The sequence below is a fragment of the Bradyrhizobium sp. SUTN9-2 genome (assembly GCF_003122645.1).
GTDB classification, from domain to species: domain Bacteria; phylum Pseudomonadota; class Alphaproteobacteria; order Rhizobiales; family Xanthobacteraceae; genus Bradyrhizobium; species Bradyrhizobium yuanmingense.
The window spans coordinates 1747312-1772137 of sequence record NZ_LAXE01000001.1 but is presented as its reverse complement, the minus strand read 5'-3'; the positions used below and the strand labels follow the sequence as shown (position 1 = coordinate 1772137).

Sequence of the window (24826 nt, the reverse complement as noted above, 5' to 3'; positions counted from 1 at the left end):
ATCTCTCTCCGCGAGCACGCTTGTGGAGATAGACCCCTCATCCGGCGCTTCGCGCCACCTTCTCCCACAAGGGGAGAAGGGAAGGCTCGTCGATAATTGGAGGCAGAGATGACCACCCCGACCCTCGAAACAAGATACGTTTTCACCATCACCGCGCGGATCGGCGACGTCGTGACCGCGGGCGAGACCGGGATCGGCGTCCGCCGCATCATTCCGATCATCGGCGGCGAGGTGACGGGCGCGGTCAGCGGAAAGGTGCTCCCCTTCGGCGCCGATTTCCAGACCATCCGGCCCAACGAGTTGATCGATCTCGAAGCGAAATACGCCTTCGAGACCGACGACGGTGCGACCGTCTACGTCGAGAACAAGGGTATGCGCTTCGGCCCGGTCGAGCTGTTGCACAAGCTCAAGCGCGGCGAGCCGGTCGATCCGAAGCTGATCTATTTCCGCACCGTGCCGAAGTTCGAGACCGGGCACGAGACGTACCGCTGGCTGATGGAGCACATCTTCGTGGCGTCAGCGGCGCGCCATGCGGATCGCGTCGTGATCGACGTGCATCAGGTGATGTGAGCGAGAGGCCGTAGGGCCCTCACCCGGATCGCGGCAGACGATGCTGCGCATCGCCGAAGCGACCCGGGTAGAGGCGAAGACGCCTACAACGTCTCTTGCTTATGCCCGCAGTTCTTGCAGGCGAACTTGACGCGGGTCTGGCCCTTCTCCGCCTGCACCCGGTTCGGCGCTCCGCACTTGCCGCAGACAGCCTCGATGCGGGTCGTGCCCTGCTTGACCACGATGGTCTTCTTTTCCATCGATTCGCGGATCAGGCGCTCGGCCTCCTCGCGCAGGGATTGTTTCGACAAAGCTCGTCTCCGCCTCTGGAAAGCGCGAGAGCCATATCGCACCTGCACGCGAAGCACAATGCACCCTGCCTGCCGCGCGCGCCCCTGTCGCCCCAGAGCGCGCGCTGCGACCGTTCGCCTTACGCCGCCTTGGAGACCTCCATCAGCAGCCGCTCGGCCTTGGCATCCTCGATGCGGTTCACGAGGCGGCTGCTCTCATGATTGTCGCGCACGGTCTTGGTCAGGGTGACGCAGGTCTGGATCATCATCACGATGCCCATGGTGAGATAACCCTTCATCCAGAGGTCGATCGGCAGGAAGAAGATGCCGATGGCGACGAGGAAGGCGGAAGCTGCGAAGGACGCGTAGGTGAAGCTCACCCAGGCGCCGCTGTGGGGCTGGCCATTCTGGTTCATGATGGTCTCCTGTCGATTGGGAATGATGATTGCGTTCGGATTGGAACTCGAGATCAGGCCGCCGGCATGCGCCTGGATTTCAAGCGCGCCAGCACATCGTCGGCGGTCGTCTTGAGCCGCGGGCCGAAGCCCTGCTCGGCGAGTCGTTCGGCGGTGGCGAGCGGGCCGGTGGCCGCGTCGAGCTCGACCAGGGCATCGTCGGCCGCCTGAGCCTCCATCTGCCGCTCGCGCAGACGCCTCAGCGTCCCCTCCGCCTCCGGCAATGTCGATTCATAGGGGCGCGCGGCCTCGATGCCGCTGCGGCGAAGCGAGCGCACCGCTTCCGAGGCGCGGGCGATCCGGCGACCGCGATCGAGCTCGGTGATGCGGGCCTGCGCGTTGGCGACGTGGCGCTTCAGCCTGATGATCTCGGTCGCGAACAGCGCGCGCGCCGTCATGGCCGCATCGCGATCGGCCTCCAGCGCCGCAATGGCTTCGGCGGCCTCCTTGGCGAGGTCCTCGCGGCCGCCATCCAGCGCCGCAACGGCACGGGTCTCGAGATCGGCGATACGCGCATTCGTGGCCTCGAGCTTGCGGCCTTCCTGCTGGTCCTGCGCGATTGCCAGCGCCAGCGTGCGCTTGCTGCGCTCGACGGCTGCGGCTGCATCGCGCATCTGCTGATCCAGGATCAGAAGGGCGGTGCGATCTTCCAGTTCCTCGCCCGCAGCGGCGACGCTGCCGCGGAAGAGGGTCACGACGGTCTTGAACATTGGTTGCTCCCTGTCTATGAGCGTTGCTCACAGATGGTTTGTAGCAGGAACCTTGAACATCGTTCAATATTATTTTGAGCGACGCTCAAGAATTTGGTTAAGAATGACTAAGGCCCTGGAACGGCGAGAGAAATTGCGTGCGGCCCTGATCCAGGCGGCCGAACAGATGATCGCCGAGCGGGGGCTGGCGGGTCTCAAGACCCGCGATTTGGCCCGCGAGATCGGCTGCGCCAATGGCGCGGTCTACAATCTCGTGGCTGATGTCGACGAACTGATCCTGCGGGTCGGCTCGCGCACGCTGCTCCGGCTCGACGAGACGCTGACTCTCGCAACAAATGCCGGCGAGCCATCGCCACGGGAATCCCTGGTCCGCATCGCCCTCGCCTATTGCGATTTCGCCGCCGAAAACCTCCAGCTCTGGCGCGCGCTGTTCGAGCACCGGATGGAGACGGGCAAGCTGGTGCCGGATTGGTCCGTGCACGACCAGATGCAGCTGTTCCGTCATATCTACCAGCCGCTGGCCGCACTGTTTCCTGGGCGCAGCCCGGAGGAACTCGGCATCACCGCACGCAGCCTGTTCTCGGCCGTGCATGGCATGGTGGCGCTCGGGCTGGAGCAGAAGCTGGTGGCCGTGCCGCTGCCGGCGCTGCGCAAGGAGATCACGGGCCTCGTGCGCGCGATGATCGACGGGCTGATCGCGCACGACGTGAAAGGAGCGGCGGCGGCTGACTAAAATTTCACCTGTCGCATCGCCAGTCGCGCGCTTAGCCTTCGAGCCGTCCCTCACCTCTCGGAGCACCTCATGCCCCTCCTCATCCGCGGCGGCACCGTCGTCAATCACGATCATTCGCGCCGCGCGGACGTGCTGATCGACGGCGAGACCATCGTCGCGATCAGCGCAGCGCTCGATGCGCCGACAGGTAGCGAGGTCATCGATGCAGGCGGCGCCTACGTCATCCCGGGCGGGATCGATCCGCACACCCATCTCGAAATGCCGTTCATGGGCACCGTCACCGCCGACGATTTCGAATCCGGAACCAAGGCGGCGCTGAGCGGCGGCACCACGATGGTGGTGGATTTCTGCCTGCCCGATCCCGGCCAATCCATGCTCGCGGCGTATCAGGAGTGGCGGCACAAATCCGAGAAGGCGGCCAGCGACTACGGCTTCCACATGGCGGTGACGTCATGGTCGAAGCAGATCCATGACGAGATGGAGATTGTGGTCAAAACCTACGGCATCAACACCTTCAAGCATTTCATGGCCTACAAGGGCGCGCTGATGGTGAACGACGACGAGCTCTACAATTCGTTCGCGCGCTGCGCCCATCTCGGCGCCATGCCGGTTGTCCATGCTGAGAACGGCGACGTCGTCGCCCTGATGCAGGACGCCCTGATCGCGCGCGGCGTCACGGGCCCGGAAGGCCACGCCTATTCACGGCCGCCGGAGGTCGAGGGCGAAGCCACCAACCGCGCCATCATGATCGCCGATATGACAGGCACGCCGGTCTATATCGTGCACACCAGCTGCCGCGAGGCGCATGAGGCCATCGCGCGGGCACGCGCCGCCGGCAAGCGCGTCTATGGCGAGCCGCTGATCCAGCATCTGCTGCTGGATGAGCGTGAATATCAGAACAAGGACTGGGATCATGCCGCACAGCGCGTGATGTCGCCGCCGTTCCGCGACAAACAGCATCAGGACAGCCTCTGGGCCGGCCTGCAAGCCGGCTCGCTCCAGGTGGTTGCGACCGATCATTGCGCCTTCACCACCGAGCAGAAACGGTTCGGGCGCGGCGATTTCAGGAAGATCCCGAACGGCACCGGCGGCCTCGAAGATCGCCTGGCGCTGCTCTGGACCGCGGGCGTCGCCACGGGGCGGCTGACCAAAGAGGAATTCGTCGCGGTGACCTCGGCGAACATCGCCCGCATCCTCAACATCTATCCGCGCAAGGGCGCGGTCGCCGTCGGCTCGGATGCCGATATCGTGGTGTGGGATCCCAAGGCGAGCAAGACCATCAGCGCCAAGCGGCAGATGAGCCGGATCGATTACAACGTGTTCGAGGGTTTTGCCTGCACCGGCGGTGCGGCCGCGACGCTGTCGCGCGGCCGTATCGTCTGGAAGGATGGCGACCTGCGCGCCGAGGCCGGCGATGGACAATACGTCGAACGTCCCGCCTTCTCGCCGGTGCATGTGGCAAATTCGACCTGGAAGGAACTGACGGCTCCGCGCGCCGTCGCGCGCAGTGCGGTGACGCCGTAAGCCATCGCGCTCCCTGGCAGAGGTCCGGGGCAACGACAGCCTCGATCCTGGAGAGACTTAGGAACGAACGGCTGGAGGCCTCGTTGTCGCGTAGTTTTCCTCCAGCACGCGAGTCCCCCATGTATCACCACGTCAAGAAGCTGATGTTCACCGTGCGCGTCGACGAGCCCGATCCGCGCTTCGGCAATATGCTCCTCGAGCAGTTCGGCGGCGCCAACGGCGAACTTGCGGCTGCGATGCAATATTCGATTCAGGGACTGAATTGCGAGGATCCCGACCGCAAGGACCTCTTGATGGACATCGGCACCGAAGAGCTCAGCCATCTCGAGGTCGTCGGTTGCCTCGCCCGGATGCATCTTGCGCCCTCGCGGAACGACCGCCAGGCGGCGGAGGCCGATCCTCTGATCGCGATTGCCGGCGGAGGCGGCGTCAATCTGTTCAACTCGCAAGGCAATCCCTGGACCGCGGACTATCTCAAGATCACGGGCGAGCTCGACGTCGATCTCCGCAGCAACATCGCCGCCGAAGCGCGTGCCAAGATCGTCTACGAGCGCCTGATCAATTTTTGCGACGATGCCGGCAGCAAGGACGCGCTGCAATTCCTGATGACGCGCGAGATCACGCATATGAAGGCGTTCGCGCGCGCACTCGAGAGCCTGTCGAAGCCGGCCTTCAGCATCGGCCGGATTGCCCCGACGCCCGGCCTCGTGAACCAGTACTTCAACGATTCCACCGGCAGCGGCGACCATGGCGAAATCGACACCCGCGGCCCGTGGAACGAGGGCGAGGACTGGGTGTTCACGGAATCGCCTGCGCTGCAATCCGCCGATCCGGGCGCTGCCACCCCGATCGTCACGGAGAGCTCGCCGCCTGTAGACGAGGCCGGCCTGACCGATCTGCTGCTCCATGAGCTGCGTGACATCCTCCATGCCGAGAAGCAGCTGACCAAGGCGCTCCCGAAGATGGCGCAGTCCGCCCGCTTCGACCAGTTGCGGGAACTGTTCGAACAGCATCTGGCCGAGACCGAAAACCAGGTCGAGCGCATCAACGAGTGCTTCGAGCTGCTCGGCGAGAACGCTCGCGCCAAGCCTTGCAAGGGCATGATGGGCCTGATCGAGGAAGGCCAGGAGGTCATGAAGGAAAGCCAAGACAAGGAGGACGCCGCTGCCGACCTCGCGCTGATCTCTGCGGCGCAACGCGTCGAGCATTACGAGATGGCCGGCTACACCACCGCGCGCAACCTGGCGCAGCAGCTGCGCCACAGCGCGATCGTCGCCCTGCTCTCCAAATCTCTCGCCGAGGAAGAGAATGCCGATCTCCTGCTCAACCAGGTCGCGCGATCGCTGATGTCGGTGGCGAAGATGCCCGCCGCGCTGGAGCAGGCCGAGTAGTCCGCGCCGACGCGCAACACCTATCGATCCAAGCCGCCTCGCCTTGTCGCGGGGCGGCTTGGGGCTTCCTGACTCTGGCATACAGCTTGCCTCTCGATGCCGGACAATTCCGGAACGGGAGGCACTCTTGAGCATTTCACCCCTCGATTTGAACCGCCGCAGCGTCGTGCTCGGCGGCCTCGGTGTCGCCGGCACGGCAGCCTTTGCGCCGCGTCTTGCCTGGGCGCAGGGACGCAGCGAGACGTTGCTGGTGGTGCAGGAGCTGGGGCCGAATTCGCTGGACATGCAGGGCGTCGGCTCCAACCAGACCGTGAACGGCCTGTCCTGGAATTGCTACGACCGCCTGCTCACCTACGCCTCCAAGACACTGCCGGACGGCACGTTGTCGTATGACCGCGAGAAGCTCGCGCCCGAGCTCGCCGAGAGCTGGGAGGTCGCCGCCGACGGCATGTCCTGCACCTTCAAGCTTCGCAAGGACGCAAAATTCCACGACGGCACGCCTGTGACCGCCAAGGACGTCAAATGGTCGTTTGACCGCGCCGTGAAGGTCGGCGGCTTTCCGACCTTCCAGATGTCGGCGGGATCGCTGGAAAAGCCGGAGCAGTTCGTGGTGGTCGACGACCACACTTTCCGTATCGACTATATCCGCAATGACAAGATGCTGCTGTTCAACGTGGCCGTCGTCGTGCCCTTCATCATCAATTCCGAGCTCGCCAGGAAGAACGCGACGCCGGAAGACCCGTGGGCGCTGGCCTGGCTGAAGAACAACGAGGCCGGCGGCGGCGCCTACAAGATCGAGAGCTGGAAGCCGGGCAGCGAGACCGTGCTGACGCGCTTCGACGACTGGAAGAGCGGGCCGCTGCCGAAGGTCAAGCGCGTGATCGCGCGCGACGTTCCCTCCGCCGGCACGCGGCGTGCCATGCTGGAGCGGGGCGATGCGGATATTTCCAGCGGCTTTGCCCCGCGCGATTTCGAGCAGATCATCAAGGAGGGCAAGGTCAAGGTCTCGGGCGTGCCGATCCCGAACGCGCTGTGGTACGTCGCGCTGAACACCGCGAAGCCGCCGTTCGACAATGTCAAGCTGCGCCAGGCCATCGCCTGGGCCATGCCGTACGAGCAGATTCAGACCAGCGCCTTCTTCGGCCGCGCCGTTCCCATGTATGGCGGCACCGCCGAAGTCTCAAAGCCGGTGTGGCCGCAACCGTTTCCTTACGTCACCGATCTCGACAAGGCCAAGGCTCTGCTGAAGGAAGCGGGCTTCGAAGCCGGCCTGGAGACGACGCTGTCGCTGGACACAGGCACCGCCACCGTCGGCGAGCCGACCGCGATCCTGATCCAGGAGAATCTCGCCAAGATCGGCATCAAGGCGGCAATCGAAAAGATTCCCGGCGCGAACTGGCGCACGACGCTGAACAAGAAGGAGCTGCCGCTCGCGCTCAACCGCTTCAGCGGCTGGCTCGATTATCCCGAATATTACTTCTACTGGAATTTCCACGGCAACAACTCGATCTTCAACATCTCCTCATACAAGAACAAGGAGATGGACGCCCTGATCGACAAGGCGCGCTTCACCACCGATGCCGCCGAATACGACAGGACGGTGAAGGATTTCATCGCGCTCTGTATGCGCGACGTCCCCGTGGTTCCGCTCAACCAGCCGATCCACGACGTTGCCATGCAAAAGGGCATCTCCGGCTACGAATTCTGGTTTCACCGTGAACCGGACTACCGCCAGTTCGCGAAGGGCTAGTTCTGCCGGGCGACGCTGATGGCGCGTGAGGCAGCTCGTGCCTGCATGGTCGAAAAGCCGCGCTCCAGGCGCGCGGTGCTCGCATGCAGCATCGCCGCGTCGAGCCTGCCCTGTCGCGATCCTTCCAGGGCGCAGGCAAAGACACGGTAGAACTGCGCGCCGTCATAGGCGACCAGCAGCAGATCGACGCCGGCATTGATCGCCTCGACCACGGCCTTGCAGACGTCGTTCTGGTAGATCGCGCCCATGATGAGGTCGTCGGTCATCACCACGCCCTGGTAACCCCACGTCCCACGAATGATCCCATCGACAACGCGCTTCGAATGCGAGGCGGCGCGATCGGGGATCGACGGCTGTGAGCGTGACGTGGCCGACCATGAGGGCGCTGCGCGAATGCGACAGCACCTCGCGGAACGGGAGCCAGTCGGTTGCTTCCAGCTCCTTCACCGGCGTGTCAAGATTGGCGCTGAAATGATGCGTGTCGGCGCGCACGCGGCCAATGCCGGGAAAATGCTTGAGCGTGGCGCCGACGCCCGTCTCTTCCAGCCCGCGCACATAGGCGCTCGCGATGGTGCTGACGACGGCGGGATCGCTCGCAATCGCGCGCTGGCCGATCAGCGTGTGAAAATCGAGGCGGTTCCGCCGCGCCGGCGGCTTGAGGTCGAGCACCGGCGCAAGATTGAGGTTGACGCCGACGTGGGCGAGCTCGCGGCCGTGGATGCGGCCGAACTCCTCGGCCTTGGCCTGCTGCTCATCGGAAGCCAGTCCCGTGAGCGTCGCCAGCGCCGGCACTTTCGTCAGCGGCGGCGCAAGATGCTCGACGATGCCGCCCTCCTGATCGGCGGCGACGATCAGCGGCGGCAGGCCGGCTGCGCGCCTGAGATCCTGCAGCGCCGCGATCTCGGCCCGCAGCGTCTCGATGGCACGGCCGCGGATGTTGTGCCGGGTGACATAGACGCCGCCGATCAGGCCCTGCCTGGCGAGACGCGCGACCTCGGGAAAGGAGGAATAGCCGACCATGAAGTGCGGCCCGAGCTGCCGCGCTTCGGTGGCGCCGGCGCCGAGAACGTCATGCTTGCGCAGCTCGAACTTCAGATGCGCGGCGGACATCAAGACAGGCGGCACGCTCCAGAGCACGACGAGCGCCTTGCCGGCGAAGGTGCGCCAGTGACCGCTGCGCAACAAAAGAGCGACGATTGCGATGCTTGCGACGACAAGGGAGATGTTTCCGGCGCCACGCAGCACGAGCAGATAGGGATCGTTCTTGTTCGCGGCGACAAATGCAGCGAGCGGCGCGGCGAGCCAGAGCAGGGCGAGACCGATGCGGTTGAGCAATTGCATGATGCACCAGGTGCGATGGGCGATGAATGTTTCGCACCTAGCAAAGCGAATCGCGCTGCGCGAGAGGCAAAAGCGCGCCTGCACGAAAACTGCAAGAAACTCCTGAAGCCGTGCAGACGATGATCCCGCCGTCTGCACAAGTGCCGTTCAGAATTCGTGATGCCACCATTCACGGAGACTTTCTGGACATGACGAGCCTGGCTTCGACGACGGATATCCAACCGATCAGGCCTTCTGCACTGTCGGCCAAGCTCGCAATGGCGCTGCTGCTGGCCGGGCTCGCCGACTGGCTGTTCTACGGTCAGCGGATCGGGCTGTCGCTGGCGCTGTTTGCGATCGCGACCGCCTGCGTTTCGTTGCTGTTCAATCACGCGGCCCTGGACTGGCGGCGCGCGATGATCAGCGGGGCCATCGTCGCCGCCGGCCTCGCGCCGGCCGTGGAGGAGCTCAACACGCTGTCCTTCCTGATCCTCGTCGCGTCGCTGACGATTGCGCTGTTGCTTGCGACCAATCCTGATACGACCGGGGTCACCGACCGCGCCCGCGCGCTGTGCAATTTCCTCCTGGTCGGTCCCTTCAGGCTCTTCCTCGAGGCGCCCCAGATGTTCAACATGTCGGCGTTCACCCGCGGCATCGCGCTCTGGCTGATGCCCGCTGCGCTCAGCACCGTCTTCATCGCATTGTTCGCCGCCGCCAATCCGGTGATCGAGCAATGGGTGTCCCTGCTCAATCCCAAGGTCATCTTCAACCATGTCAATATGTGGCGCGTCCTGTTCTGGACCTTGATGCTGGCTCTGGTTTGGCCGTTCATCCATGTGCGCTGGCGGCGCAGGGCGATCGTCGCCGCCGCCGTGGCCGAGGGCCCCGTGTCACCGCAGCCGCCCCTGGTCTCGGCGGAATTTCTCGGCGCCTCCACCATCCTGCGCTCGCTGATCCTGTTCAACCTGCTGTTCGCGGCACAGTCCATTCTCGACGGCATCTATCTCTGGGGCCACGCGGCGCTGCCCGACAACATGACCTATGCGGCCTACGCCCATCGCGGCGCCTATCCGCTGATCGCGACCGCCCTGCTCGCCGCTGCCTTCGTGCTGGTGGCGATGCGCCCGGGCGGACCGGCCGAGAAATCGAAGGTGATCCGGCCGCTGGTCTATCTCTGGGTCGGGCAGAACGTGCTGCTGGTCGTCTCCTCCATCCGCCGGCTCGATCTCTATGTCGACATCTACATGCTGACCTATTGGCGGATTGCAGCGTTCGTCTGGATGGGACTGGTAGCGCTCGGCCTGATCCTGATCGTCGCGCGCATCGTGCTCGACAGGTCCAATCAATGGCTGATCGGCGCCAATCTCGCCGCATTGGCGATCGTGCTCTATGGCTGCTCGCTCGTGAACTTCGACGCCTTCATCGCCGACTACAATGTCGTCCACAGCCGGGAAGTTTCGGGAAAAGGCGTGCAGATCGACATCGACTATCTCCTGACGCTCGGGCCGCAGGCGGTGCCAGCCATCGACAAGGCGATCGCGCTACGGCCCGCCGTCAAAGAGGGCTGCCTTGTGTCACGCCGCGACCGCCTTGTAGAACAGCAGCGTCAGGACCTGGCCTGGCGAAGCTGGGGCTTTCGCAACTGGCGACTCCAGCGCAGGCTGGACGCCGAGGCGAAAGCTCAGGCCGGCAGCCAGCCGGCGAGTTGACGAGGACACGGAGAGTTTCTTGGCGCATCGCATTCTCATCGTCGACGACGAAGGCCACATCCGCGAGGTCATCCGCGTCGCCCTGAAGAAGGCCGGCATGGACGTGATCGAGGCCCGCGACGGCAAGGAGGCGCTTCTCCGCTTTGCCGCCGACAGGCCCGATCTCATCGTGCTGGACATCGGCATGCCCGAGTTCGACGGCCTCGACGTCTGCCGCGAGATTCGCAAAGGCTCCGACGTGCCGATCCTGTTCCTGTCGGCGCGCGACGAGGAGATCGACCGTATCCTGGGCCTCGAGATCGGCGGCGACGACTACGTCACGAAGCCGTTCAGCCCGCGCGAGCTGGTGGCGCGGGTCAATGTCATCCTGCGCCGCCTCAGCCCGCGCAACGGCGAGGCCAAGGCCGGGCCCACCGCGCTGACGCAAGGCGGGCTGCTGATCGATCCCGAACAGCATGTCGCGTCCTTTGCCGGCACGCCGCTGAAGCTGACCGCGATCGAGTTCGGCATCCTGCGCGCGTTCCTGAGCCGGCCGACATCGGTGTTCAACCGCGAGCAGCTGATGCGCGCGGCCTATCAGCTCAACATCCAGGTCTCCGACCGCACCATCGACAGCCATATCCGCAACATCCGCGCCAAGCTGGCGGCGCTTGCTTGCGACAACGTGATCGAGACCATCCACGGCGTCGGCTTCAAGCTCGGCCGCTGCGAGAAAGAGGCATGAGCGCCGCGCCCGACAAATGGCGGCCGTCGCTCACCCTCGTGATCTTCACGGTGCTGGCGACGGTCGGCATATTGCCGCTGGTCGGCCTGTTCTTCTTCCGACTCTACGACAACCAGCTGATCCGCCAGACCCAGGCCGAGCTGATCGCACAGAGTCGTGTGCTGGCGACGATCTATGCGCAGGAGGTCGCGGCCCGGCTCGACAGCGGCCTCGTGCTCGGCGCCGAGGTGCCGCCGGGCGTGCTGCCCGATCCCGGTGACCAGGTCACGCCGATCCGCCCCGCGCTCGACCTCACCGCGAACGATCTCCTGCGGCGGCGACCCGACGCGTTGCCCGCGCCGCAAGCACCGCAGCCAGCCTATGTCGAGATCGGCGCCAGGCTGACGCCGATCATCCGCGAGACCCAGAAGGTGACGCTGGCCGGCTTTCGCATCCTCGATCCGCAAGGCGTCGTGATTGCCGGGCGGCAGGAGGTCGGGCAGTCGCTCGCCCATATCGAGGAAGTCGCGGACGCCCTGCACGGGCAATACCGCGCGACTTTACGCAACCGCGTGCCGGACAAGCCGCCGCCGCCGATCTATTCCTTCAGCCGCGGCCTCGGCGTGCACGTGTTCTCGGCGATGCCCGTCATCGTCAACAACCGCGTTGCCGGGGTGATCTACACGACGCGGACGCCGAGCAACATTTTCGACCATCTCTATCAGGAGCGCGCCAAATTCGTGCTGGCCGGCCTTGCCGTCATCCTCGGCACCATCGCGATCGGCCTCGTGTTCTCACGCACCATCACCCTGCCGATGCGCGAGCTGATCGACCGCGCCGCCCGAATCGGCCGCGGCGACCGCGAGGCGTTCCAGCCGCTGAAGCATTACGGCACGCGCGAGTTCGCCCAGCTCTCGCACAGCTTTCTCGGCATGGCCGAGCAGCTGGCGCGGCGCTCCGACTATATCGCGACCTTTTCGGCCCATCTCACCCACGAGCTGAAATCGCCGCTGACCTCGATCAAGGGCGCAGCCGAGCTGTTGCAGGATTCGGTGCAAGGCAAGGCCGAGGGCCTGACGCCGGCCGAGCAGAACACCTTCATCGCCAACATCCTGTCGGATACCCAGCGGCTGGAGGCGATGGCGCAGCGGCTGCGGGAGCTCGCCCGCGCCGAGAGCCTGCCGCAGAACGAGCGCACCGAGCTGGCACCCGTGATCGCCGATCTCAGAAGCCGGTTTCCGGCAAGCGCGATCGAGGCCAGCGGCAGCCTCGACCGGGCGATCGGAATGTCCTCGGAGAAGGCGCTGATCGTGCTGTCGCACATCGCCGACAATGCGGTGCGGCACAAGGCCGGCACGATCAGGCTGGAAGGCGGTCGACGCACGGACGACCGTGCTTGTGACGGTCAGCAATGACGGCGAGCCGATCTCGGCGCCGAACCGCGACAGGATCTTCGATGCGTTCTTCACCACCCGCCGCGACCAGGGCGGCACCGGGATGGGGCTGGCGATCGCGCGCGCGGTGATGGCGAGCCATGGCGGCTCGATCAGGCTTAAGCCGACCGACGAGGGCGCAGCCTTCGAGCTCCAGTTTCCGGTTGCCTAGATCGCAAAGACCCAGACGGCGACGATGGTGCCGATGGTGGCGAGACCGGCGATGGTCCAGCCGGCGGCGTATTCCAACTCAGGATGACCGGTCGCCCGCATGATCTCAACCGGATCGGCGGTATGCTTCTCTGCCATGACAGCCTCGCACGTTTCTTCCCGCGTCATAGATAAGTCGCATCAGCAGCCAACAGGTTCCATCACGGAAATGCGAGGCATGACGCAGCTAGGTTTGTTCGCCGACCCGCAGGAAGGCCCGGCCGGCCTTCACTACACGGACGATTTTATCGATCATGCCGCCGAGCAGGATCTGATCGGCCGCATCGCAGCATTGCCGCTCCAGCGCTTTCAGTTCGGCGCGTTCGAGGGCAACCGCCGGGTGGCGTCGTTCGGCTATCGCTACGACTACACGCTGCAGCGTCTGGCCGAGGCCGATCCGATCCCGGACTGGGTGCGACCGGTCGCGCGGCAGGCCGAGGCCTGGGCGGCGCTGCCGGAAGGCAGCGTCCGGCAGGTGCTGTGCACCGAATACGAGGTCGGCGTCGGCATCGGCTGGCATCGCGACAAGCCGCATTTCGACAAGGTCCTCGGCCTGTCACTGGGCTCGCCGTGCAACTTCCGCTTCCGCCGCCGCAAGGGCGAGACCTGGGAGCGCCACACGCTCACCGCCCTGCCGCGCTCGCTCTACATGATGGATGGCGAGGCGCGGTCGCAATGGGAGCACAGCATCCCGCCGGTCGCGGCGCGGCGCTACTCCATCACCTTCCGGACGATGAAGCGGGCCTGACGGACCATCCAAAACAAAACTGCGAAAACAGCCCCATGCACAGTAGGAGGCGGTTTCCGGCGCGAGCCTCGGCGGCGCTGGACAATCGCCTGACGGATCGGGATAAAACGGCGACTGCGCGCCCTCCCCGCCAAGGTGCCGCGAATTTGCCCCAAGCCCGGCCGACTAATGAAGCGCAGAGTAGACGAGCCAGATCAGCGAGCCAGTATGAGCCCCGCAAGGCCGCCACACCCATGAAGCATTTTCTGACATTTTTCCTGTTTCTGACCATGACCACGGCCTCCGCGCACGGACCCGTGCCGGGCCGGCTCCGGCCGCCCTCGGGTCTCGTGCAGGCGGGCCTCACCGATTCCGACACCACCGCAGGCGGCACCGCACGGCTATGCGAGCAGGTCACCTTCTCGCGCGGCCTGCGCTATGGCGAGAGCGAGGCCAATGTGCTCGATGTCGCGACCAGCGCAACCAAGGCCGACACGCCGCGGCCGGTGCTGCTGTTCGTGACGGGAGATACCTTCACCGGCGACCGCGGAGCGCCGGAGCTGTCGCGCCAGATCCAGGACCAGGCGATGTGCTTTGCCGCGCGCAACGGCATGATCGGGGTCCGCGTCGATTATCGCCTGGCGCCCGCGGCGACCTGGCCGGCCGGCGCGACCGATGTGGCCGCGGCGCTGTCCTGGGTTCATGGCAATATCGACCTCTTCAACGGCGATGCCCGCGAGATCGTCGCGGTCGGCTACGGCGCCGGCGCCTTCCACGTCGCGACCATGCTGGCGCATCCCGAGCTGCAGACCGCCGGCGCCGACGTCGCCGGCGTGGTGCTGGTGTCCGGGATCTACCGCGTCGGCAAGGACGCGAGCGACAGCGAGAAGGCCTATCTCGGCGGTGACGCCACCCAGTACGACAAGCGCTCGGTATTCCCCGGCATCCTCAATGTCGACGTGCCGATCGTGCTGGCCTGGGCCGCGGATGATTCCGCCGGCCTCGTGGCGCAAGGCGAGACGCTGAAGAAGACGCTGTGCGGCGCCGGCCATTGCCCGCGCAGCACGCTGCTGCGCAGCCGCGACGGCATCGCGAACGCCTTCGGCCTCGATGGTTCCGGCGACAGCCTCGCGGAGCCGACGCTGCTGCTGGTGCGTCAGCTGGAAGCGCGAGGGTTGCCGTAACGCGTTGCGTCAGCACGCCTGCCGCTTTCATCGAAGCGCGACTCCAGCCACACGATTGCCAAACGCTTGACCTAGATCAATCGTCCTTGGTGAGGATTGAGCCGACCTCGTTGGGGGCCAACCACAAGGCGTCGAACATGCGCGTCATCGGCAGGATGCTGTTCGTTTCGGTGATTGCCATCGCATCGCTGGGCGCGATGTCGCTGCAGCAGCACTCGGATCAACCCGCAACCGACCAGGAGATCCGCATCGGCAATGTCATGCCGTATTCGGGACCGCTGTCGGAATTCGGCGCGATCGGCCAGGCGGAAGCGGCCTATTTCGACATGGTCAACGCGCGCGGCGGCATCAACGGCCGCAAGATCCGCTTCATCACCCGCGACGATAATTCCGATCCGGCGACCGCGCTGGAGCTGACGCGCAAGCTGGTCGAGAAGGATGGCGTGCACCTGATGTTCGGCTCGTTCGGCACGCCCGGTAATCTCGTCACGCGCTCGTATCTGAACGAGAAGAAGATTCCGCAGCTGTTCGTCGCCTCCGGCGACGAGGAGCTGAGCCAGCCGAGCGCGTTTCCCTGGACCATGGGCTGGCAGCCGTCGTTCCGGTCGGAAGGGCGCATTTATGCCAATTACATCCAGGCCTATTATCCGAGGAAGAAGATCGTCGTGCTCTGGCAGAACGACCAGTTCGGGCGCATGCTCTACAAGGGCATTCAGGAGGGCCTTGGCGATCTGAATCGTCTCGTCCTCGTCAGCATCGCCTTCGACATCAATGACGCGCATCTCGACGGACACGTCTCGATCCTCAAGCGCGCCGGCGCTGACATCTTCGTCTTCCTCGGCGTGCCCTCGACCGCTTCCAAGGTGATCAAGCTGGCCGCGTCCTTCAATTGGCACCCGGTGTTCATCGTCAACGATGCCTCCGCCTCGATCGCCAACGCGATGGCACCCGCAGGGCTGGAAAACTCTGCCGGCGTGATTTCGGCGGCGTTCTTGAAGGATCCGAGCGATCCCGCCTGGAAGGACGATCCCGGCATGAAGGACTGGTTCGCCTTCATGGACAAATACCATCGGGTCGAAAGCACCAACAACAGTGCAGCCGTCTATGGCTACGCCGCGGCCGAGGCGCTGACGCAGGTGCTGAAGCAATGCGGCGACGATTTTTCGCGCGACAACATCATGCGCCAGGCGGCCTCGCTCAAGGACTATCAGCCCTCGGTCGCATTGCCCAACATCAGGATGAACACCTCGCCCAATCGCTATCTGCCGATCAGGCAGATGCGGCTGGTCCAGTTCGACGGGCGCTCGTGGCAGCCGTTCGGGGATGTGATCGAGACGGCGTTCACGGAAGGCGCGGCAAGGTGAGGTCACTTACCCTCCCCTGGAGGGGTCCGGGACGAGCGTAGCTCGCCCGTAGGTCGCTACGCATGTAGCGAGCCGGAATGCGTAGCGGGGTGGGGTGACGGTCTCTCCACATACGACACCGCCCGTGTTGAGAGATCACCCCACCCCGCTCGCGCTGCGCGCGATCGACCCTCCCCCTCCAGGGACCCTCCAGGGGAGGGTAAGCAAGCCTCACGCCGGCTTCAGCGAGGCCAGCGCGTTCTCCAGCAGCGAGCGGACGCGCGCGGCGTCGCCTGATTTCACCATTGCGGGGTCGAGATAGAGCTCGAGCCCCGGCGCGCGCTCGGTGATGATGCCGCTGTTCTCCGCGGTTTTGTCGTTCAGTGCATCCACCGAATAGGGGATCACCTCGCGGCTGATGCCCTTCATCGTGATCGCCGGCAGCGCATGCGCGCGGACGATGTCGCTGACGAGGGCGAAGGTCTCGTAGCTCAAGACGATGCCGCCGGGCTCAGCGATCGATTGCAGGCGCGCGGCGAGGTTCGCCTCCGCACCGATGATGGTGTAGTCCATACGGTCGGCGCTCCCGAAATTGCCGACATTGCAATAGCCCGAGTTGATGCCCATGCGCGAGCGGAACGGCTGCTCGATGCCGGACGCCCGCCATTTCGCATTGAGCTCGGCAAGGCGCTGCTGCATGCGCCAGGCCATCTGCAGACAGGCCTGTGCATCGGCGCGATCGCCCTTGGTCTCGGGGTCGCCGAAGAAGATCAGCATGGCATCGCCGATGAACTTGTCGATGGTGCCGCCATATTCGTGGGCGATCGCCGACATTTCCGTGAAATATTCGTTGAGGAGCTGGGTCAGCTGCTCCGGCTGCAGCCGCTCGGCGGTGGCGGTGAAGTTCTGGATGTCGGAGAAGAAGATGGTGAGCTTCTTGCGCTCGGTGTGGATGGTGACGTCCTTCTGGCCCGAGAAGATGCTCTTGTAGACCTGCGGCGGGATGTAGCGCGAGATCTTCATCGACAGCGAGGCCAGGAAGTCGTTGGCGGATTCGAGCTCCTTGTTCATGTTCTTGATGCGGCGCGCCTGACGTCGCTGCAATGACAGGAACGCCAGTCCGCTCCCGGCGGCGATCACGAAATAGGCCAGCAGGAACTTGAACGAGAAGATGTTGGCGGCGATCGGCTGGGCGATGATCACCTCCTGGATGCCGCGGACATCCCCCACCTTCCAGTCCTTCTTCGGGCTCTCGGGGTGGCTGTTGTGGCAGCTGACGCAGGCCGGACCCATCGTGACGGGCGCAACCAGGCGGACCTTGTCGTTGAACAGCGAGGTCTCGGTCTCCACGATCTTCTGCTCGGGATCCCGGCGCAGCGCATCGAGCGCGTCCTTCTCGAACTTGTCGAGCTGGTGCGGAGCGCGGTTCTGGAACGGGAAGTCCGAGACGAAGCGATAGGTGATGTTCTCCTGCTGGGCGCCGATCACCCGGCCGAGCTCCAGCGACAGCGTCGCCGGGATCGGGATCGCGCCGGGCACGGATTCGTAGTTGTGAACGACCTTGGTGCTGCCGTTCGGATTGGCCAGCACGCGGCCGACCACGTTGGAGGCGTAGTAGCTGCGCACGCTCGTGATCACCGAGTTGAGATCGATCGCCTGCCGGCGCAGCGCCGTCTTGCTGAGCTCGGTCAGGTCCAGCCACACCGCGACCGGCAGGGCGAGCAGGAGGAAGACGATCACGGCGCCGGTGAGAATGCCACTCTTGCGCTGTTGTTCGGAGATCTCTTGTTTCACCCTGTGGCTCCGTTCTGTGCGATTTTGTCGCAAATCCTTCCGGAATCCGAGACAATGCATGCGGCGGCACAGAGCCAAGAATCGCAGGCTCACGCAACCCCATTTTATGGTGGGTCGGCAGAGGAGCCTTTTCGTTTGATCACGGATGCTTAAGATCGGCGCCGACCTGCATCCGCTCCGCCGGGAGAGAGCCATGACCGAGACCGTCCGCATCAAGCGCTTCCAGGCACGTCCCGTGATCGTGCCGATGAACCTGCCGCTCCAGACCGCGACCGGGGCGGTCGCCAAGGCACCGCTGGTGCTGATCGACTGCGAGACCGACCACGGCGCGGTGGGTCATTCCTATCTGTTCTCGCTCACGCCCTCGGCCTTGAAGCCGCTGGCGGCGATGGTCACGGAAATGTCGGACCTCGTCGCCGGCGACGAGCTGCTGCCGTTCGAGATCGAGCGCAAGCTGAGCCAGCGCTTCACGCTGCTGGGCCTCGCCGGCCTGCAGCGGCTGGCGCAATCCGGCATCGACATGGCGGCATGGGACGCGCTGGCGCGCTCGCGCGGCCTGCCGCTGGCCCGCCTGCTCGGCGGCACGCCGAAGCCGGTGCGCGCCTACAACTCGAAGGGCCTGGGCATCATGCCGGCGGGCGCCGCGGTGGAGGAAGCCCACAAGCTGCTGGCCGAGGGGTTTCACGCCGCAAAGATCCGCGTCGGCCGACGCGATGCGCGGGAGGACCTCGCCGTGGTGCGCGCGGTGCGCAAGGCCGTCGGCGACGAGGTCACGCTGATGTGCGACTACAACCAGGCGCTGACGGTCACCGAAGCGATCCGCCGCGGCGAGATGCTCGACGACGAGGGCCTCAGCTGGATCGAGGAGCCGATCCGCCACGACGATCATGCCGGCTGCGCCCGCATTGCCGACGCGCTGCAGACGCCGGTCCAGATCGGCGAGAATTTTGACAGCGCGTTTTCCATGCAAGCCGCGATCTCGGCAGAGGCCTGCGACTACGTGATGCCTGACGTCCAGCGCATCGGCGGCGTCACCGGCTGGCTCCGCGCCGCTTCGCTTGCCCATGCTGCCGGCATCGAGATGTCGTCGCACCTGTTCTCTGAAGTCAGCGCGCATCTGCTCTGCGTGACGCCGACCGCGCATTGGCTGGAATATGTCGACTGGGCCGACGCGGTGCTGGCAACGCGGCTGCAGATCAAGGACGGCTTTGCGCTGCCGAGCGAGGAGCCGGGCAACGGGATCGCGTGGGACGAAGCGGCGGTGAAGAAGTATCTGGTGGAGTGACGGGTCTCTCATCTCGCCATCGCAAGCACACGATCTCGTCCCTCGTTGCGAAAGCATGCGACACGGATTAACGATCCGCCATGACCACTTGGCGCCCACATCCCGGTATCCGCGTCGTCGCTATCGGCCTGCATTGGCGCGGCGGGCGGCTGCTGGCGGCCGAGGTGCGCGACGATGCGGGGCGGATCAAGGGGGTGCGCCCGCTCGGCGGCGAGATCGAGTTCGGCGAGAGCTGGCGCGCGGCCTTGGTGCGGGAATTCAACGAAGAGCTCGGCATCGACGTCGGCATCGTGGGTGAGCCCTTGATGCTGGAGAACATCTTTGTGCACGAGGGATCGACCGGGCACGAGGTGATGTACATCGCGGAGGTCGCGTTTCCGGATGGCGCATTCGCCGGCCGGGAGCGCATCGACTTCCGCGAGGACAATGGAGAGCAGATCGTCGCGCGGTGGTTCGACCTTGCCGATCTCGACCTGGACGGCGGGCCGAAGCTCTATCCGACCGGACTGAAGGACTTGCTGCTGCAGCCTGCGCGTCGTGCATCAACGGAAGAGTGATGCGTGATCCATGTCGAGACGCCGACGACGTCAGTTGACAAGCATGGCGCTCTCAAGCAAAATTTCGAAAGGTTGATACCGCCGGCCGCTTGCGCCCTTCGGGGTATGGTGAAGTGTATCGGACCGCCGCCCGCTTCCTTTGCTCACGCGAACGGGTCAGTAACGCAAGCCCTGACATTCTCCGTTCATGTTGCAAAGGAACAGAGTATGCGCGATTTCCGCGACGCCAAAGCCATGGCGCAGACGCTCCGAGAATCCCTCAACGCCCGATCGGTCTCCCTCACCGTCAGCGAGAGCCTCGAGCTCATCGCGAGGTTATTCGGGCTGGCCGATTGGAATGTCCTGGCGGCCCGAATCCGTTCTGCGGAGCAGGCCGGCTCGGGCCGCAGCAACGAGGAAAGCACCAAGACCGATGCTGCGGATCAGCTCCGCTCGAGAGCCAAAGAAACTCAGTTGCAGCAGGCGGTGCTGGATCGTTATGCCGGAACATACCAATTCCATAGCGCCGTCTTCACCGTGACGCGTGAACAGGATCATCTGTCCGGACGGCTGAGCGGTCAAAGCTCGGCGCAATATTACGCGGTGGGCGAAACGGAATTCGCCGCGCGGGAGATCGATGTCGAGCTACGGTTTACCCTCGGGCCGGATGGGGTGCCTACCGCCGTGATCCTGCGCCAGCACGGCAACGATCACACCATGCCACGCATCGACACGAGCACGGCGCAAGAGCTCCAACGCGCGATCGAGTCTCGTATGAGCAGCCGGTCCGCCAATCCCGGGACCGCGGCCGCGCTTCGCCGTCTGATCGAGAGCGTCGCATCGGGCCAGCCCAATTACGGCGAGATGAGCGCCGACTTGGCCGAGGCGACACGCAAGCAATTGCCGCGCCTGCAGCCGGGCCTTGCCGAAATGGGTCCGATCACCTCGATCGAATTCCTCGGTGTGAACGCACAAGGACAGGACGTCTATTCCGTCTGGCATCAGGGTGGCGCAGCCTCGCACTGGCACATCGCGCTCGGCAACGACGGCACGATCATCTCGGCCTTCGTCACGCCGGGGCCATGAGCTCGGTCAGGCTACCACACCTCCGCGCCGGGAATTTTCTTCCGCACCGCCATCCGCTGGATCCAGATGCAGCGGCGGACGGACCTGCTGGAGCGGCCGACGGCGGAGATCCCCTCGCCGGCCTGAAGCAGCGGCGCCACGTTCTGGCGCAAGCTGCGGCAGCGCTGGAGCTCGGCTTGCCAGTCGACGATCGCGGCGTCGGCGCGCGGCGCCATCAGCGCCAGCATCGCCATGGCGAGACAGATCGTCCGCATCGCTCCTCTCACTGTGATCCGCCTCCATCCCGGCGGTAGCGGAAATCGCAATGAGAGGCGCCCTGCATGATGGTCTGCGTGCGCGTGAGCCTGACGTCGGGACCGAACCCCTCCGCGGTCGCAAAGTCCGCGGTGCAGATCAGCAGGAAGCCGAGTTCGGGCTCGCCCAGGGCCTTGTAGAACTCGGCATAGGCGCAGCGCGTCACGTCGAACGCGAAGGCGTCCGCCGTCTGTTCGATCACGTCATAAGCGAGCGCATCGTCGCGGGCATAAGTTTTGAAGGCCGACGACACGGCCTTGCCGAGATTGCTCTCGTTCTTGGCCTTCCAGAACGCCTCGCCGAAGCCGCGATAGAGATCGCCGAGCGCCTTGCGCACCAGCGCATTGGCGCGCGCCTCGCCGAGCTCGGCCTGCAACGTCTTGATCAGCGGCACCAGCACCTGCGCCTGGATCTTCGCTTGCTCGATGACGGACACGGTCATGGGCGGCCTCGTGTCGGAGATGTCATTGTAGCCCGGATGGAGTGCAGGGTCATCCGGGACAGCGGCCGGGAAACTGCGGCCGGATTGCGCGTCGCTGCAACGGGCTAGAAGCTTTCGAGCAAGCCGCACCAGTCCGTCTTCGCTCTTCGAGCTACGCCGGACACGCTTCGCCGCAATCTTCCAGGCTGTGCCACGCGAAGCCGAAGGCGAAGCGTGGTGGGCACGACAGGGATCGAACCTGTGACCCCTACCATGTCAAGGTAGTGCTCTCCCGCTGAGCTACGTGCCCTAAAGTCCACTTGTGTCGGGTGGGGTCCCTATAACGGCTCAGGGGAGCCGGCGCAAGGACGGAAGGGGGCCGCTTCAGGCCGCCAGCATCTTGTTCACTTCGCTGACCAATTCGCGCAGATGCACCGGCTTGGACAGGACCTTGGCGTTCTTGGGGGCGTCCGAATCCGAGTTCAGGGCGACCGCGGCAAAGCCAGTGATGAACATGATCTTGATGTCGGGGTCGAGTTCCGAGGCTCGGCGGGCGAGCTCGATGCCGTCCATTTCCGGCATCACGATATCGGTCAACAGCATCTCGAACGGCTCTTCCCGCAGCCGCTGATAGGCGGCCATGCCGTTGTCGTGGGACGAGACCTGAAAACCGGCGTTTTCCAGCGCCTTGACCAGGAAACGGCGCATGTCGTTGTCGTCTTCGGCGAGCAGGATCTTTGGCATGGCAGGAAACGTCGAATCCCCAGAGGATATCAGCAGAGGTCACTAAGCCCGACAGAGGGTAAATTTGGGGTGAAAATCTTAACCCTGCGCCGGCCCCGCTGCCGGCTCTTTGTGGACCGGAACGAGGTCCAGATCAATCGAGCCGGACCGGCGCGTCCCCATCCCGATGCCTGCACGGTTAAGACGTGTTCCAAGGGGCCATGACATCTTTTCGCTTGGCAGAATGGTTGCGATTCCGGACAATGACGACACATAAGAGCCGCGAGATCGGCCGAATCATTGGACCCGGAGCTTGTCCGGATCGTGCGGCACGAAGGGACGAAGCCTGAGAAGATGACCCGCTTTGACGGCGACATGTCGCCAGCCTTCGAGATCTTCGAGCCTGCCGAATGGCGCGCGCCCGTCATCTTCAACTCGCCGCATTCCGGCTCGACCTATCCTGAAGAATTCCTGGCGGCGTCGCGGATCGACCTGCCCACGCTGCGACGGTCGGAAGATTCGTTCATGGATGAGCTGATCGGCCATCTGAGCGCGCGCGGCTTTCCGACGGTGCGGGTCAACTTTCCCCGCTCCTATGTCGACGTCAACCGCGAGCCCTATGAGCTCGACCCGCGCATGTTCACCGGCCGGCTGCCGAGCTTCGCCAACACCCGCTCGATGCGGGTCGCCGGCGGCCTCGGCACCATTCCTCGCGTGGTCGGCGACGGCCAGGAGATCTACCGCGACCGCCTCCTGGTCGACGATGCGCTGGGGCGGATCGAGACGTTGTACAAGCCCTACCATCGCGCGCTGCGCCGGCTGATCAACAAGGTGCACCAGATGTTCGGCACGGTGGTGCTGGTCGACTGCCACTCGATGCCGTCGGTCGGCGTCAGCAGGGACGAGCCGCGCCGGCCCGACGTCGTGATCGGCGATCGCTACGGCACCAGCTGCACGCCGCTCTTGCCCGATCGCGTCGAGGAGACCATGAGCGGGCTCGGCTATTCGATCGGCCGCAACAAGCCCTATGCCGGCGGCTTCATCACCGAGCATTACGGCAATCCCGCGAGCGGCCTGCACGCCGTGCAGCTCGAGCTCAACCGCGCGATCTACATGGACGAGCGGCGGCGCGAGCGCAGCGCTCGCTTTGCGCAAGTGGCCTCCGACTTCGGCGTTCTCGCCGACGTGCTGGCGACCACGATTCCGTTCGCCGATCTCGGCCCGTTCCAAGCCGCGGCGGAATAGGACGCAGCTTCTCTCCGAAACGACGAGGCCTTGCGCGCGACTGCGTTTTCGCTTCGCAAGCTTGCGCGCCCCAAATGAAAACGGCGGGGCTAAGAAAAAGGGCCGCTCGCGAATGACGCAAGCGGCCCAAGTCTAGGGAGGAAACGCCCAAGGAGGGCAGCGGTAACGCGAGGCGCTACCGCACCGCAACAATATGCGACCGCGCCGCACAAAGTGCAAGGGCTTTTGCGCGGTTTCCCATGCAAATCGCACATGGCTCAGTTGCTTCTATGGAAACCCAGATTCAGTTTCTTTGATAAGGGAATTCAATGGGTTGATAGTCATTTGCATACGAACAAGGCAAGGTCGGAACTAAGATTTCAACTCCATGATCGATATTTGGCCAGCAGATGACTGGAATGGGGCAGCCCGCCGCGGCATCCAAAATACCAGGGAGCAACATCAAGACAGCGCTGCACGCGGCAGGCGAATTGAGCTAGGCAGGAGGCAAGCTCTCCAACTTCGCTTCGAGGATTTCGCCTGTGACGGTGATCGACTTCTCCGCCTTCATCGGTCGGCTCGCCACCGCCTCCGGCGAAACCATCCTGCCGTTCTTCCGCACCTCGCTGTCGATCGACGACAAGAGCAAGACCAAGGATTTCGACCCGGTGACGGAGGCCGACCGCGCCGCGGAGGCGGTGATGCGGCGGCTGATCAAGGCCAACTTCCCCCAGCACGGCATCGTCGGCGAGGAATTCGGCAACGAGCGCGAGGACGCCGACTATGTCTGGGTGCTCGACCCCATCGACGGCACCAAATCCTTCATCGGCGGCTTTCCGATCTGGGGCACGCTGATCGCGCTGTTGCATAAGGGCACGCCGGTGTTCGGCATGATGCACCAGCCCTTCATCGGCGAGCGCTTTTCCGGCGACAACGGTTCGGCCAATTATAAAGGGCCGTCGGGCGAGCGCCGGCTCCAGGTCCGCCGCTGCGCTTCGCTGTCGGAGGCCACGACCTACACCACCAGCCCGCTGCTGATGAACGAGCGCGACCGCGCCATCTTCGGCCACATCGAGAAGAGCGCGCGGCTGTCGCGCTATGGCGGCGACTGCTACTCCTATTGCATGCTTGCCGCGGGCCACGTCGACCTCGTGGTCGAGACCGAGCTGAAGCCCTATGACATCGCGGCACTGATCCCGATCGTGACCGGCGCCGGCGGCGTCGTCACCACCTGGGAAGGCAAGCCGGCCCAGGGCGGCGGCCGCATCATCGCCGCCGGCGACGCACGGGTGCACGAGGCAGCGTTGAAGCTTTTGAACCAGTAGCGCGCGGGCGGCGAGCTTGCATCACCGACGCGGGAGCGGAGATGGCGCAGGAAGTAAGTGCTCTTACCCTTCCCTGGAGGGGGAGGGTCGATCGCGCGCAGCGCGAG

23 protein-coding genes, 1 tRNA gene and 2 pseudogenes are annotated in these 24826 nt (G+C 64.7%); 16 read left to right on the top strand and 10 right to left on the bottom strand.

Annotation, left to right across the window (positions count from 1 at the left end; translation table 11 throughout):
- The first annotated feature begins 108 nt into the window (after window positions 1–108).
- A complete protein-coding gene (locus XF30_RS08345; RefSeq protein ID WP_035997901.1) occupies window positions 109–570 on the top strand; it encodes a DUF3237 domain-containing protein in 462 nt (153 codons plus the stop codon).
- Between the two features lie 83 nt (window positions 571–653).
- Here the strand turns inward: XF30_RS08345 and XF30_RS08340 are convergent, their stop codons facing one another.
- The 3 genes from XF30_RS08340 to XF30_RS08330 all read right to left on the bottom strand — a co-directional run bounded on the left by XF30_RS08340 (window position 654) and on the right by XF30_RS08330 (window position 2004).
- Window positions 654–860, bottom strand: coding sequence for a hypothetical protein (locus XF30_RS08340; protein ID WP_025033895.1), 207 nt, complete (start codon window positions 858–860; stop codon window positions 654–656).
- Between the two features lie 119 nt (window positions 861–979).
- Window positions 980–1255, bottom strand: a complete 276-nt coding sequence (locus XF30_RS08335) for a YiaA/YiaB family inner membrane protein (protein WP_035997898.1) — start codon at window positions 1253–1255, stop codon at window positions 980–982.
- A 53-nt stretch (window positions 1256–1308) separates the two neighbouring features.
- A complete protein-coding gene (locus XF30_RS08330) occupies window positions 1309–2004 on the bottom strand; it encodes a PspA/IM30 family protein (protein WP_035997892.1) in 696 nt (231 codons plus the stop codon).
- Between the two features lie 103 nt (window positions 2005–2107).
- Between XF30_RS08330 and XF30_RS08325 the strand changes: the two genes are divergently transcribed.
- From XF30_RS08325 to XF30_RS08310, 4 genes are all read left to right on the top strand, one after another.
- Window positions 2108–2737 carry a TetR/AcrR family transcriptional regulator gene (locus tag XF30_RS08325; protein WP_109142402.1) on the top strand — a complete coding sequence of 210 codons (630 nt, stop codon included), beginning with the start codon at window positions 2108–2110 and terminating at the stop codon, window positions 2735–2737.
- Window positions 2738–2806: 69 nt separating this feature from the next.
- On the top strand, window positions 2807–4261 hold the full coding sequence (hydA, locus tag XF30_RS08320) for a dihydropyrimidinase (RefSeq protein ID WP_109142401.1): 1455 nt from the start codon (window positions 2807–2809) through the stop codon (window positions 4259–4261).
- A gap of 119 nt (window positions 4262–4380) precedes the next feature.
- Window positions 4381–5652 carry a DUF892 family protein gene (locus XF30_RS08315; RefSeq protein ID WP_109142400.1) on the top strand — a complete coding sequence of 424 codons (1272 nt, stop codon included), beginning with the start codon at window positions 4381–4383 and terminating at the stop codon, window positions 5650–5652.
- 127 nt (window positions 5653–5779) lie between these two features.
- Window positions 5780–7402 (top strand): ABC transporter substrate-binding protein, encoded by a 1623-nt coding sequence (locus XF30_RS08310; protein WP_109142399.1) that lies wholly within the window; start codon window positions 5780–5782, stop codon window positions 7400–7402.
- Here the strand turns inward: XF30_RS08310 and XF30_RS08305 are convergent.
- A pseudogene (locus tag XF30_RS08305) lies at window positions 7399–8743 on the bottom strand (glycoside hydrolase family 3 N-terminal domain-containing protein). The gene XF30_RS08310 and the pseudogene XF30_RS08305 overlap by 4 nt on opposite strands.
- 188 nt (window positions 8744–8931) lie before the next feature.
- Here XF30_RS08305 and XF30_RS08300 point away from each other — a divergent pair.
- From XF30_RS08300 to XF30_RS08290, 3 genes and pseudogenes are all read left to right on the top strand, one after another.
- Window positions 8932–10431, top strand: a complete 1500-nt coding sequence (locus XF30_RS08300; RefSeq protein ID WP_192893075.1) for a DUF4153 domain-containing protein — start codon at window positions 8932–8934, stop codon at window positions 10429–10431.
- A 19-nt stretch (window positions 10432–10450) separates the two neighbouring features.
- The gene (locus tag XF30_RS08295) at window positions 10451–11155 is read left to right on the top strand and encodes a response regulator transcription factor (RefSeq protein WP_109142397.1); all 705 of its coding nucleotides are present in this window, start codon (window positions 10451–10453) and stop codon (window positions 11153–11155) included.
- A pseudogene (locus tag XF30_RS08290) lies at window positions 11152–12739 on the top strand (ATP-binding protein). Before XF30_RS08295 ends, XF30_RS08290 begins: the two are co-directional and overlap by 4 nt.
- On the opposite strand, the gene XF30_RS38420 reads toward XF30_RS08290, so the two are convergent.
- Window positions 12736–12876 (bottom strand): hypothetical protein, encoded by a 141-nt coding sequence (locus XF30_RS38420; protein WP_167361649.1) that lies wholly within the window; start codon window positions 12874–12876, stop codon window positions 12736–12738. The pseudogene XF30_RS08290 and the gene XF30_RS38420 overlap by 4 nt on opposite strands.
- A gap of 79 nt (window positions 12877–12955) precedes the next feature.
- Here XF30_RS38420 and XF30_RS08285 point away from each other — a divergent pair, with 79 nt between their 5' ends.
- From XF30_RS08285 to XF30_RS08275, 3 genes are all read left to right on the top strand, one after another.
- Entirely contained in the window at window positions 12956–13525 is a 570-nt protein-coding gene (locus XF30_RS08285) for an alpha-ketoglutarate-dependent dioxygenase AlkB (RefSeq protein ID WP_109142396.1), read from the top strand.
- Between the two features lie 233 nt (window positions 13526–13758).
- Window positions 13759–14688: an alpha/beta hydrolase gene (locus XF30_RS08280; RefSeq protein WP_109142395.1), complete on the top strand. Its 930-nt coding sequence runs from the start codon at window positions 13759–13761 to the stop codon at window positions 14686–14688.
- A gap of 137 nt (window positions 14689–14825) precedes the next feature.
- A complete protein-coding gene (locus XF30_RS08275) occupies window positions 14826–16052 on the top strand; it encodes an ABC transporter substrate-binding protein (protein WP_192893389.1) in 1227 nt (408 codons plus the stop codon).
- A 210-nt stretch (window positions 16053–16262) separates the two neighbouring features.
- On the opposite strand, the gene XF30_RS08270 is transcribed toward XF30_RS08275, so the two are convergent.
- Window positions 16263–17825, bottom strand: a complete 1563-nt coding sequence (locus XF30_RS08270; protein ID WP_109142394.1) for an adenylate/guanylate cyclase domain-containing protein — start codon at window positions 17823–17825, stop codon at window positions 16263–16265.
- A 193-nt stretch (window positions 17826–18018) separates the two neighbouring features.
- On the opposite strand from XF30_RS08270, the gene XF30_RS08265 reads away from it, so the two are divergent.
- The 3 genes from XF30_RS08265 (at window position 18019) to XF30_RS08255 (ending at window position 20732) form a co-directional block, all read left to right on the top strand.
- Window positions 18019–19110, top strand: coding sequence for an enolase C-terminal domain-like protein (locus XF30_RS08265; protein ID WP_109145623.1), 1092 nt, complete (start codon window positions 18019–18021; stop codon window positions 19108–19110).
- Between the two features lie 80 nt (window positions 19111–19190).
- Complete coding sequence (locus XF30_RS08260; protein ID WP_035997832.1) at window positions 19191–19667, top strand: NUDIX hydrolase; 477 nt, start codon at window positions 19191–19193, stop codon at window positions 19665–19667.
- Between the two features lie 207 nt (window positions 19668–19874).
- On the top strand, window positions 19875–20732 hold the full coding sequence (locus XF30_RS08255; protein ID WP_109142393.1) for a glyoxalase superfamily protein: 858 nt from the start codon (window positions 19875–19877) through the stop codon (window positions 20730–20732).
- Between the two features lie 11 nt (window positions 20733–20743).
- Here XF30_RS08255 and XF30_RS08250 read toward each other — a convergent pair whose 3' ends face one another.
- The 4 genes from XF30_RS08250 to cpdR all read right to left on the bottom strand — a co-directional run bounded on the left by XF30_RS08250 (window position 20744) and on the right by cpdR (window position 22191).
- On the bottom strand, window positions 20744–20986 hold the full coding sequence (locus tag XF30_RS08250) for a hypothetical protein (protein ID WP_035997826.1): 243 nt from the start codon (window positions 20984–20986) through the stop codon (window positions 20744–20746).
- A gap of 8 nt (window positions 20987–20994) precedes the next feature.
- On the bottom strand, window positions 20995–21468 hold the full coding sequence (locus XF30_RS08245; protein WP_035997824.1) for an L-2-amino-thiazoline-4-carboxylic acid hydrolase: 474 nt from the start codon (window positions 21466–21468) through the stop codon (window positions 20995–20997).
- 214 nt (window positions 21469–21682) lie between these two features.
- Window positions 21683–21757: transfer RNA gene (locus XF30_RS08240), tRNA-Val, on the bottom strand.
- 74 nt (window positions 21758–21831) lie between these two features.
- Window positions 21832–22191, bottom strand: a complete 360-nt coding sequence (gene cpdR / locus XF30_RS08235; RefSeq protein WP_007597092.1) for a cell cycle two-component system response regulator CpdR — start codon at window positions 22189–22191, stop codon at window positions 21832–21834.
- A gap of 333 nt (window positions 22192–22524) precedes the next feature.
- On the opposite strand from cpdR, the gene XF30_RS08225 reads away from it, so the two are divergent.
- Together XF30_RS08225 and hisN are read left to right on the top strand one after the other, a co-directional pair.
- Window positions 22525–23415 (top strand): N-formylglutamate amidohydrolase, encoded by an 891-nt coding sequence (locus tag XF30_RS08225; RefSeq protein ID WP_036021434.1) that lies wholly within the window; start codon window positions 22525–22527, stop codon window positions 23413–23415.
- Window positions 23416–23936: 521 nt separating this feature from the next.
- The gene (gene hisN / locus XF30_RS08220) at window positions 23937–24719 is read left to right on the top strand and encodes a histidinol-phosphatase (protein ID WP_035997821.1); all 783 of its coding nucleotides are present in this window, start codon (window positions 23937–23939) and stop codon (window positions 24717–24719) included.
- Window positions 24720–24826 lie beyond the last annotated feature (107 nt).